The following is a 10503-nucleotide window of genomic DNA, read 5'->3' on the forward strand; positions in this document are numbered from 1 at the left end:
AAGTATTTCACGGACGAGTAAGCTTTTTCTACCGACAAAAATTTTTGGGCAACCTTACCTCATCTCTCCATTGGCAATCGCCTGGCTCATACCATTATCCCGCTTTTTAGCATTAAAAGCTGTAGCCCTTATTCTGCATAGCTTAGAGCTTTTCTTAGTGCCATTCCAGCAAGATTATCGATGTCAAAGAGTACGTTGTTCGAGCGCATCAGCGAACGATTCACACTCGCGTTTTCAACTTCGTTTGTCAGCAGTGCCAACAGCCAACCCAACGTGAGACTTTTGGCCCGCGACCGCTCTACTGTGAGCAATGCCGTCGTCCTCAAGCACCTAAGAAATCGGCAGTTCCTCTCAAGAAAAGGAAACCAAGAGCGATGACTTATCGGAGTGACGAGGGCAAAGTAGGGTAATTGTTATCGGATTGACCAAACAATTCACAATTGCGAATTGGGTTGGCAGCACCGTGATCAGAGCGATCACTATTAAAAGTGCAAGTCACCAGGGCAAACGCACGTAAAACCTGAAACTCTTGCCGAATAAGGATCTTGATGAAAAAATCGGCTAAATTAAGAAACTCCGAAATCCTTGCTATTAAAGGATTCTTGTAGTTTAGATGCGTTTGCCCTAGCTTGCTCCCGAAAACACTCTTAAACACTCTAAAACACTAACTATGAGCGGCTTCATCTTATTGGCAATTGGTGTATGTATTTTCTTTTTCGCTTTGAGAACCATAGACGAGATTAATCGTGTTGCTGCTTTTTTTGCAGGAACAATTTCTCTAGCTTGGGGTTTTGCTCTCACGCCTCCTTCATTTCAATTGCTAGTTGAAATAATTACAGTTTTAGCAGCTTTTAGAGTTTGTATGCGTTGTCTCAATTGTGGTTGAGAATAATTACTGGCTAACAGTCAATTCCTGTTAAATTAAAATCAACATGATTGCTCTTTATGTAAAACATTCTTCATGAATCAGTCGCGTTATTCAGACAACTGGAAACAATTAGCCACGTCCATAGTGTAGGATTGATTAGATTAATGCCTGTAAATCGTTGGCTTTTGATTAATTCTGGCCTATGGACACAATCACAAGTACGATTCCCCAACAAATTCAACTGCGGGATTACCAAATTGAACTGATTCAACAGGTTTTCCACAATTGGGGAAGTTCTTTTAATTAGGTAATGGTGCAACTGCCTACGGGTGGAGGTAAAACAATTATTTTTTCTTATCTTGCCAACGAATTTGTTAAAAAATCTGAGCCTGTACTTGTCATTGCTCATAGGCAAGAATTAATCACCCAAGCCGTTAGCAAGTTAGAATCTGTTGCTGGTGTCCCTATAGGTATTATTAAAGCTGGCCACAAACCAAATCCAGATTGCCTACTACAGGTGGCATCTATTCAAACTTTAATCCGTCGCCAGCCACCACCAGCTACTCTTGTTATCTTTGACGAGGCACATCATTGCCACAGTCGTACTTATGCCACTGTCTTTAGACATTATGCAGAACAAGGTAGTTACATCTTAGGCTGCACTGCTACACCTATTCGTACAGATGGCAGAGGATTACGCTGGTTGTATAGTGGCACGAGCGGATTTGATTCTCTAATTTGTGGCCCCTCGGTTAAGCAATTAATCGCTCTCAAGTTTTTAGTTCCTTTTAAGCTTTACGCACCTGCACAAATTATTCGTGCCAGTAGCGCTGGCTTGAAAACTCAGGGCAAACGCATCTAAAGTACTCTTGCTCACGACCAAGATTAAGACCCAACGAAAAATCAGTATTTCTGGCTTGATTTATTTTCCAAGGCTCAAAGCGATCACTAAAATCTTTGTCAATAAGTAGGGATTAATGAGATTATTTTGGAGTCTATTGAGAATAGACTAGTCTTATTGACATGATGCGGCCGCCCTGCGTGAAATTCAATAAAGCAGCATTGGTTGTACCGCCTGGGAGGAAGGACGGACGAGGTGTGCGTCCTGCACCACCAATAATGTTGATAATTCGCCCATCGCGCCGATTTTTTTGATATGGGACAACGGCTCTAACTAATCGGATGTAGCCCAACAATTTCAGATTCCAAGCATCTAAAAAAGCATCATCATCCAATTCTAAGAAAGATCCTGCACGCGCTGAACCAGCATTGTTAATTAGAATATCAATCTGACCAAATTGTGCCAGGGTTGTAGAGACAACCCGATCAATACTTTCTGCTTGAGTTAGGTCGGTACTGACGGAAATCACTTTAGCGCCTGGAGTCGGTAAGGATTGAATATCGGCTACTGCTTTCTCTAGCTTTTCTTGATTACGAGCAGCAATCACTACATTCACACCTTCAGTGTAGAGAGCTTTAGCCGTGGCTAACCCAATGCCTGCACTTCCACCTGTAACAATTGCTGTTTTACCTGATAGTTGTAGGTCTAAAGAGCCAGTTCAGTTCAATTACCAGTTGTGTGAGGGAACCCACATCTTGGATATTGGCTGCGGCTGCTAATTGCCGAGTTCTAGGGCTGCGATCGTCTAGGGCCGCAATGGTCTTCAATCCATTTTGATTGAGAACGGATGCGATCGCCTGCCCCATGTCACCCGGACTTAAAATACCAACTGTTTGGATTTGCATGGAAAGCTTGATTGTTATCTGTATGAAGCTTTTAACTAAATACGCTGATTTTGGTGATTGAGTTATCCAAAAGTACAGTAAATTGATAGAGTTATCGTACTTATCTAAATAGCAACTTATCACAAATCATTCCAAGGAAGCAAGCTACCTGATGACTCAAAAAGCAGATGTATTTCGATTTGTCCTAGCTTTCGTTGCTGGATTTGTGGCTGTGCTGGTATTTCACCAAGGCTTGCTGGCATTGCTTCATGCAATTAACTTTGCGCCCCGTGCGCCTTATCAAACCACACCGACACCGCCTTTTGGTATACCGCAATTTCTATCAGGTGCTTTCTGGGGAGGAATTTGGGGTTTAATTTGGGCTACTATTAGACTGCGCTGGCAAGTAAATAGAAGTTATTGGTTAACTGCGCTGCTTTTTGGCGCTGTTGCACCCACATTGGTGACTTGGTTTGTAGTTGCACCATTAAAGGGTTTACCCATAGCCGGAGGTTGGAAGCTACCAGCGATGATTACAGCTTTATTAGTCAACGGTGCTTGGGGGCTAGGAACAGCTTTATTATTTAGTTGGTTTGGGAGAAAGCAAGTATTGCAGTGAAAGCAGTAATCAGACTAGTCAATGAAAACGATGTTCTACAAATGCTGGCAATTTATGAGCCAATCGTGCGGGAAACTGCAATTTCCTTTGAAGTAGAACCACCCAGTGAAACAGAGTTTCAACAGCGGATTAAGAGTTATCAACAGCAGATGCCTTGCCTCGTTTGCGAAATTAATCAAGAGGTTGTAGGCTACGCCTATGCTAGACCTTACCATACCCGTACTGCTTATCAATGGTCTGTGGAATCATCTGTGTACGTCAGTGCGAATTATCACAGAAAAGGAATTGCTAAAGCCTTATATACTTCTTTGTTTAAATTGCTGCGACTCCAAGGATTTTATAACGTTGTGGCCGCGATCGCTTTACCCAATCAACCAAGTTTAGCTGTACATGAAGCTGTTGGTTTTGCGCCTGTAGGTGTCCTACGTCGAGTTGGGTATAAATTTAGTCGGTGGCACGATGTAGGATATTGGCAATTATCTCTCCAATCAGAGCAATCTTTCTTGACTGATGGCGAATCTATAAATCCACCTCTTTCTGTGTCAGAAATACAGAAATTGCCTTTGTGGGATGAAGCTTTAACAACTGGACTGTTGCTACTTCGGGTTTAACTGATATAGCTTTTAAGACGTTAAATATCACATTATTGAATTGGATAATACCAATTTGAAAAAAGGATGTGTTGCAATCATTAATTAAATTGGTATAAAGCAATGTTTTTAGCAAGGTTAAATTAATGGAAAGGTTCCTAAAACGCTCTGAAAATGAAATATTTAAAAGCGAAATAGCAAAGCAAATTTATACAGCTTCACATCTAGTTGGGTCGTTTCAACTCCGTTCTGGACGAATATCAAACGAATACTTTGATAAGTATCAATTCGAGGCAGATCCAATTTTACTTAATGCTGTTGTTAAGCAGATGCTTACTCTCATTCCAAGTGATATCAAAGTACTTGCAGGTCTCGAACTTGGTGGCATTTCGATAGTGACACTCTTATCACACTACTCTGGTTTACCTACTGCTTTCGTGAGAAAAGAGGCGAAAAAATATGGAACTTCCCGATTAGCTGAAGGTGTACAGATTAATAATCGGAAGGTACTGATTGTAGAAGATGTAGTAACTTCTGGTGGTCAAATCATTATCTCAGCCAATCAACTGCGTCAACTTGGCACTCAAATTGATTATGTACTCTGCGTTATCGACCGCGAGTAAGGTGCTATTGATAAACTCTTAGCGGAAGGTATTACACTGCTTTCTCTGCTCAAGCGGAGTGATTTTCCTAATTAAGATTTAGGTCATATAAAAAGTGCTGTTGTTACTGTTACCGAAAGAGGAGTTATGACTCAAGATTTATGGACAGAAGTTGACCATTACATCACTGATTTGCTTGTGCCTGCTGATCCCATATTGAATGAGGCACTTCAGGCTAGTGATGCAGCTGGTTTACCACCACATAATGTTTCGCCGAACCAAGGTAAACTGCTCATGCTATTAGCTTTAATCCATAAAGCACGCACTATTTTGGAGATTGGATTGGTACATTAGGCGGCTACAGTACAATTTGGCTAGCCAGAGCATTGCCTGCTGACGGTCATTTGATTACCCTAGAGTCAAATTTCAAGCACGCCGAAGTTGCCCGCGAGAATATAAACCGCGCTGGTCTGGCTCATCTTGTCGAGGTGCGTGTTGGCCGGGCAATAGAGACACTGCCGCAACTGGCTAAGGAGCGATACAATCCATTTGACCTAATTTTCATTGACGCAGACAAGCTAAACAATCCAGAATACTTCGCGTGGGCGTTAAAGCTTTCCCAGCGGGGTAGCCTGATTATCGCTGATAACGTTGTACGCAATGGATCTGTAATTGAGGCAAACAGCGATGATCCTAGTGTTCAAGGAATACGTCGTTTTAACGAGTTACTCGCACATGAACCGCGTGTGAGTGCAACCGCAATTCAGACTGTGGGTAGCAAAGGCTATGACGGTTTTGCGATCGCACTTGTGACATCTGACAATTAGCAACCTTCTCTAAACTCCTTAATTAAGCCGTAGTTTCAATAAATCTATTCAAACCGAAATATGTCAGACATTGCTGATTTTTCTGCTTCTCAATTGTTATCCCTATATCGCGATCACCAGTTATCACCAGTTGCAGCAACCAAAGCTGCCCTAGAACGGATCAATACTTACAATAGCTCAGTTAACGCCTTTGCGATCGTAGATGAAAACACTGCTCTGACTGAAGCCCAAGCCTCAGAAGTGCGTTGGCTAAATGGAAATCCCCGTGGCTTAGTGGATGGTATACCTTTTACCGTCAAGGATTTACTATTAACCAAGGGTTTACCAACGCGCCGAGGGAGTAAAGCGATAATCTCCCATCAACCTTGGGAAGAAAATGCACCTGCGGTGGCTCGTCTGCGGGAACAAGGAGCAGTTTTATTAGGAAAAACCACAACCTCTGAATTTGGTTGGAAAGGTGTCACCGACAGTCCACTGACTGGTATCACCCGCAATCCTTGGAATACAGATTTGACTCCCGGAGGAAGTAGCGGTGGTGCTGCTGTTGCTGCTGCATTGGGCATGGGAACACTTCATCTCGCTACAGATGGTGGTGGATCGTCAAGAACACCGGCGGCATTAACAGGTGTGTTTGGTTTAAAACCGACTTTTGGACGTGTTTCTGGCTACCCATCAGCCCATACTGGATCATTGTTTCATATTGGCGTTTTGGTTCGCACCGTCACTGATGCCGCACTCACATTAAATGTCATCGCCCATTCTGATGTGCGTGATTGGTATGCTTTACCAGATGAAAAACAAGACTATACTTCTGATTTAGACAAGGGTGTAGCCGGATTGAGAATTGCTTACAGTCCCAACTTTGGCTATGCTGAGGTTGATGCAGAAGTAGCTGCTTTAGTTAAAGCCGCAGTTGATGTTTTTGCTAAACTCGGTGCGATCGTCGAAGAAGTCGATCCAGGTTTTGTGAATCCTCGCCCTATTTTTCAAACATTTTGGCAAGCTGGTGCAGCTAAGTTATTGCGTGGCTTTAGTCCAGAACAACAAGCTGTAATTGAAGAAGGTTTGCAAGCTATAGCCAAAGAAGGCGATCGCCTCACCTTAATAGAATATCTCAGCGCCCAAGATGCCCGTGAAGCATTGGGACGTCAAATGCAAATATTTCATCAAAACTATGACTTATTACTTACTCCCACCTTACCAATAGTTGCTTTTCCTGTTGGACAAAATCGGCCTCAATCATCTATTGATCATCAGCAACGAGATTGGACACCTTTTACATATCCTTTCAACCTTACACAACAACCTGCTGCATCTTTACCTTGTGGCTTCACTAAAAACGGTTTGCCTGTTGGGATACAAATTGTCGCTGCAAAATATAAAGATTTACTGGTATTGCAAGCAGCTAAAGCTTATGAAAGTATTTTTCCTTTCATCATGCCGTTAGGAGCAAGTCATTGAGGCGAACAGCGTAGATCCCAATGTGTAAGCTAATCAGCATTTGACTTGCATAAAAGCAGGGCTGGAGCCGCTTACTACAAGCGAATCATTCTGGAAAAATTAATGACGATTAGCTTAGGGAGTGCTTTGTTTTAATAGCTTTAAGCTTTTGGGAACTAACGCGAACGTGACTGTCCTGACTCAGCCGCGCCCGCTGACGGGCGATTGAGACTGTTGCCCAAATAACCAAGGTACTCCATTTAATAATTCTCTTTCTATTCCATGAAACATATTTTTACCCTTATGAAAAATAAGGTAATTTTGACATTTAGCTTTTTACTTCTTGCTGCAATTATTGGCATTTGGCGATATCTTCGTTAAAACTACTGTCCCAAAGTTGTTTTACATCAACTTTTGTGGAAATTACACCCGCTTGAAAAAAGGTATCAGCAACCTTTTGCCCAGAAGCAATAGCTTCGTCAGAAACAGGAAGTAATTCTTGACGACGCTGTTGTTGTTATTAACAAGCAACCCAGAGATAAGAAAAAATTTTGCCGCAGCCAATTTATAGACACGTTAATTTTTGGGTAAAAAACAAGGAAGTAAAATAACCACCAACTACTCTAATAAGAGACCATTTATAAAGTAAATCTTTAGGAGGTTAGACGACGCAGCATAATGCGAGTCATAACAGCATATATAGCAGCCTCACTCATTTCAGGAAGATATTCATAATCTTTGCTAAGGCGACGATATTGGTTAAACCAGGCAAATGTTCTTTCTACTACCCAGCGCTTGGGTAAAACTTCAAATTGTTTTTCTTTGCGATGCATAACCTCAACTTGAGCTTGAATCATTAACCAAACTGCCAATCCAAACTTGTCACCATCGTAGCCAGAGTCAACCCACATGACTTCAACTTTTTCCAATAATTCTGGACGTTCCTCGGCAAGTTCCATCAAGGCATAGGCAGCAAGAACTCTTTCACCCGCATTTCCTTCGCTGACGATAACTTTGAGTAATAGTCCAAGACTATCAACTATTGAGGAGCGTTTTCTTCCTTTGACTAGCTTGCCACCATCAAAGCCGTACACATCCCCCTTTTTTCAGTCGTTTTTACCGACTGGCTGTCTGCTGCTATTGCACTCGGTTGTGCTGAACGACCTATTTTTTCTCTTAAGCGATCGCGCAATGTATGATTCAATTCTTCCAAAATCCCGCGTTTTTGCCATTTTCGATAATAGCTGTAAACTGTTGAGCTTGCGGGAAAATCTCCCGGAAGCATATCCCATTGACACCCCGTTTTTAAGTGATAATAGATGGCATTACATACTTCCCTCATATCAGTTGTGCGAGGATGTCCACCAGATTTAGCTGGTGGAATCAAAGGTGCCAAAATTTCCCATTCTAAGTCACTAAGGTCGCTAGAATAAGCTTTCCGAACCATCGCTTTATAAGTAGATACACTGTCTTTTAAGTATCCTACCTTTGCAATTATACTTGGCTAGCCATCTTTAGATTTACTTTATAAATAGCCTCTGATGAGCAAAAGAAAAAGAAATCCGGTCGTCGTCCTAAATTAATTATTGAAGACAAAGTTTTAATGGTTATTCAATATTGGAGGGAATACCGTACTTATTACCATATTGGGTTAGATTGGGGACTTTCAGAATCTGCGGTTTGTCGGATAGTGTATAAAATTGAAAACATATTAATCAAGTCCAGAAAGTTTCGTTTACCTGGTAAAAAAGAATTATGGAAAATGTCATCCCAAGAAGATTTGGTAGTGATGGATGTCACGGAAAGTCCAATTGAAAAACCATCAAGAAATCAAAAAAAGTTTTTTAGCGGGAAACAGGGAGAGCATACTTTAAAAACGCAAGTAGTAATTCACCAAAAAAGTACTACTATCATTTGCTTAGGGCATGGCAAGGGCAGAATTCATGATTTTAAGCTATTTAAAAATAGTGGGATTAAATTTGGAGAATTGCTCAAGGTTATAGCAGATAAAGGCTATCAAGGAATTAATAAAATCCATCAGTTGAGTCAAACACCGATTAAAAAAACAAGAGGTGGAAGGCTGACAAAAGAACAAAAGAAATCTCATCGAGAACTCAATCGATTAAGAATCACTGTTGAACACGTAAATCGTCGTCTAAAAATCTTTAAAATCTTGGATTATAGATATCGAAATCGTCACCGACGCTTGGGTTTAAGGTCGAATTTAATTGCGGGAATTTATAATTACGAATTAGCCCTATAAATCAGGTCAAAAAATTAAATTAATCAAATAATTTCGTTTTTTTTAATAACCGAAACGGAGTTTGCTGCCTTTTTTTAGCTAGTGATTGCGCTTATAATACTTGCTCGAAAAAAATGATAATCTCTTACTGTTTTAATGCCTAAAAATTTAAACTGAAATAGCCTTCTATCCTACCACAAAATATTTATGCAAGAGTTCTATACAGCAATTATCGTTGATGAAGCGAGTATGCTTGATTTATTCCTCGCATATTCCTTGGTTAAAGCTGTAGCAGAAGGCGCTCAATTGTTGTTGGTGGGTGATATCGACCAGCTACCATCCGTAGGCCCAGGACAGATACTCGCTGACCTGATTAATTCCGGTCGTGTGCCAGTGGTGCGGTTAACCCAGGTCTTTCGCCAAGCCCAACAGAGCGCAATTGTCACTGCCGCCCACCAAATTAACCGAGGACAGTATCCCACAATCGAGCCAATTTCAGATAATCCGGTGTCTGATTGCATTTGGCATGGCGGCGGACATCAGCCTGAACATGGTGTGCAAGCGATTTGCGAACTGGTTACAGACTTAATTCCTCGGCTGGGTTTTAACCCGGCTACTGATGTGCAGGTACTTTGCCCTATGACACGAGGATTAGTTGGTACTCGCAATCTCAACACTGGGGTTTACCATTTATACGCCAGAGATGTCTATTCCTACTGACCATCGCATAGAATCTCGTATCTTTGCCAAAGGTGGAGCAAATCTTAAAGTTTGGGGAATCAGATGGGAGGTAAACACCTTATAGAGTGTAATCAGGATAGATAGCAGGCTTGCGCTAATACTGTCAGATGACATAAGCGATCGCGTAACCGCCCGTCGCAGACATTGCAAATCCAAGAACTAACAAAAGCTAAAGCGCGGTTGGCTATTCCACCGCGCAAAGTCACTGTGAGCTTTGGTTTTAAGTCTGAACGCCACAGCGAAGGAGACTAATTTCACTATATCAATTGGAAATGCTAGTTGTCTCCCATCGGATCATCGCGTCCTATACCAAGCGATCGTTTTCTCGGTGTTTTGCAAGTAATTTTCAATTCAGATTGCGAAAATGGGTAACTGAGGTTAAGGGCGATCGCAATTAGTCTAACTTTGTTAACTCAAGTCTTTGGATTGCTTGATTGAAATATTGTTCAATGAGTTCTCTTAAAATGTGTCCTGTGATCTTACGCCTTCTGCGGTCAACTTCCTCTAGCAACAAACTCCGAACAGATTTTAGCCAGTCTAATTCTTCAAGTAATTTTTTATTAAAATCATTGATCTCATATCGTCTAGTTAGCGCATGACCAACTACTTGTTTGTCTGTAAATTCCAAAGACAAGAATTTATTCACAAAGTCAACTTCTGGTATGTGCTTCAATATAGGAATTTGTGAGTATCTTTGTCCTGGCACACCCCAATTATGTGAATTATTTACAGAAATTATGTCCTGAAATTTCCAGGCTGTGTTGCAAAAATAGGTGCCTAAGCAAGTGTTATATTCTTTCAAGAGACTGAAATGCTACAGAGATGAACCCAAAACAACCATTTAAATGG

At 41.4% G+C, this 10503-nt stretch carries 15 protein-coding genes and 2 pseudogenes; 12 read left to right on the forward strand and 5 right to left on the reverse strand.

The window, feature by feature from the left end:
* The 4 genes from HCR01_RS39565 to HCR01_RS35650 form a co-directional block, all read left to right on the forward strand.
* Positions 1-277: hypothetical protein (locus HCR01_RS39565; protein ID WP_226890010.1), on the forward strand; the 277-nt coding region annotated here is incomplete at its 5' end.
* A complete protein-coding gene (locus tag HCR01_RS39570) occupies positions 174-410 on the forward strand; it encodes a hypothetical protein (protein WP_320073256.1) in 237 nt (78 codons plus the stop codon). The genes HCR01_RS39565 and HCR01_RS39570, both read left to right, overlap by 104 nt.
* 260 nt (positions 411-670) lie before the next feature.
* On the forward strand, positions 671-886 hold the full coding sequence (locus HCR01_RS35645; protein ID WP_193200629.1) for a hypothetical protein: 216 nt from the start codon (positions 671-673) through the stop codon (positions 884-886).
* Positions 887-1178: 292 nt separating this feature from the next.
* Positions 1179-1730 carry a DEAD/DEAH box helicase gene (locus tag HCR01_RS35650; protein WP_193200630.1) on the forward strand — a complete coding sequence of 184 codons (552 nt, stop codon included), beginning with the start codon at positions 1179-1181 and terminating at the stop codon, positions 1728-1730.
* A 133-nt stretch (positions 1731-1863) separates the two neighbouring features.
* Here HCR01_RS35650 and HCR01_RS35655 read toward each other — a convergent pair whose 3' ends face one another.
* Both HCR01_RS35655 and HCR01_RS35660 read right to left on the reverse strand, forming a co-directional pair.
* Positions 1864-2388: an SDR family NAD(P)-dependent oxidoreductase gene (locus HCR01_RS35655; protein WP_320073257.1), complete on the reverse strand. Its 525-nt coding sequence runs from the start codon at positions 2386-2388 to the stop codon at positions 1864-1866.
* A 7-nt stretch (positions 2389-2395) separates the two neighbouring features.
* Positions 2396-2614 (reverse strand): hypothetical protein, encoded by a 219-nt coding sequence (locus HCR01_RS35660; RefSeq protein ID WP_226890011.1) that lies wholly within the window; start codon positions 2612-2614, stop codon positions 2396-2398.
* Positions 2615-2765: 151 nt separating this feature from the next.
* On the opposite strand from HCR01_RS35660, the gene HCR01_RS35665 reads away from it, so the two are divergent.
* From HCR01_RS35665 to HCR01_RS35685, 6 genes are all read left to right on the forward strand, one after another.
* Positions 2766-3212, forward strand: a complete 447-nt coding sequence (locus HCR01_RS35665) for a hypothetical protein (RefSeq protein WP_193200631.1) — start codon at positions 2766-2768, stop codon at positions 3210-3212.
* On the forward strand, positions 3209-3823 hold the full coding sequence (locus tag HCR01_RS35670) for a GNAT family N-acetyltransferase (RefSeq protein ID WP_320073255.1): 615 nt from the start codon (positions 3209-3211) through the stop codon (positions 3821-3823). The genes HCR01_RS35665 and HCR01_RS35670 overlap by 4 nt, the downstream gene beginning before the upstream one ends.
* Positions 3824-3948: 125 nt before the next feature.
* On the forward strand, positions 3949-4425 hold the full coding sequence (locus tag HCR01_RS35675; protein ID WP_226890012.1) for an orotate phosphoribosyltransferase: 477 nt from the start codon (positions 3949-3951) through the stop codon (positions 4423-4425).
* Between the two features lie 126 nt (positions 4426-4551).
* The gene (locus HCR01_RS39575; RefSeq protein ID WP_226890013.1) at positions 4552-4758 is read left to right on the forward strand and encodes a hypothetical protein; all 207 of its coding nucleotides are present in this window, start codon (positions 4552-4554) and stop codon (positions 4756-4758) included.
* Positions 4759-4790: 32 nt separating this feature from the next.
* Positions 4791-5231: an O-methyltransferase gene (locus HCR01_RS39580; protein WP_226890014.1), complete on the forward strand. Its 441-nt coding sequence runs from the start codon at positions 4791-4793 to the stop codon at positions 5229-5231.
* 60 nt (positions 5232-5291) lie between these two features.
* A complete protein-coding gene (locus tag HCR01_RS35685) occupies positions 5292-6692 on the forward strand; it encodes an amidase (protein WP_193200632.1) in 1401 nt (466 codons plus the stop codon).
* A gap of 632 nt (positions 6693-7324) precedes the next feature.
* Here HCR01_RS35685 and HCR01_RS35690 read toward each other — a convergent pair.
* Positions 7325-8118 (reverse strand): IS5 family transposase gene (locus tag HCR01_RS35690; protein WP_193200633.1). Its coding sequence is split into 2 segments (ribosomal slippage): positions 7325-7779 and positions 7779-8118, totalling 795 coding nucleotides; the frame shifts between segments, so codons are not numbered across the junction.
* A 96-nt stretch (positions 8119-8214) separates the two neighbouring features.
* Between HCR01_RS35690 and HCR01_RS35695 the strand changes: the two are divergent.
* Together HCR01_RS35695 and HCR01_RS35700 are read left to right on the forward strand one after the other, a co-directional pair.
* Positions 8215-8934: pseudogene (locus HCR01_RS35695) on the forward strand (IS5 family transposase); the annotation flags it as partial.
* Positions 8935-9132: 198 nt separating this feature from the next.
* Positions 9133-9606 (forward strand): annotated as a pseudogene (locus tag HCR01_RS35700) (AAA family ATPase); the annotation flags it as partial.
* Positions 9607-9725: 119 nt separating this feature from the next.
* Here the strand turns inward: HCR01_RS35700 and HCR01_RS40295 are convergent.
* Together HCR01_RS40295 and HCR01_RS35705 are read right to left on the reverse strand one after the other, a co-directional pair.
* Positions 9726-9860, reverse strand: a complete 135-nt coding sequence (locus HCR01_RS40295; protein WP_264299987.1) for a hypothetical protein — start codon at positions 9858-9860, stop codon at positions 9726-9728.
* Between the two features lie 188 nt (positions 9861-10048).
* A complete protein-coding gene (locus HCR01_RS35705) occupies positions 10049-10456 on the reverse strand; it encodes a hypothetical protein (RefSeq protein ID WP_193200634.1) in 408 nt (135 codons plus the stop codon).
* Between the last annotated feature and the right edge of the window lie 47 nt (positions 10457-10503).

This window comes from Nostoc sp. MG11, from assembly GCF_014904695.1.
Classification (GTDB): domain Bacteria; phylum Cyanobacteriota; class Cyanobacteriia; order Cyanobacteriales; family Nostocaceae; genus Komarekiella.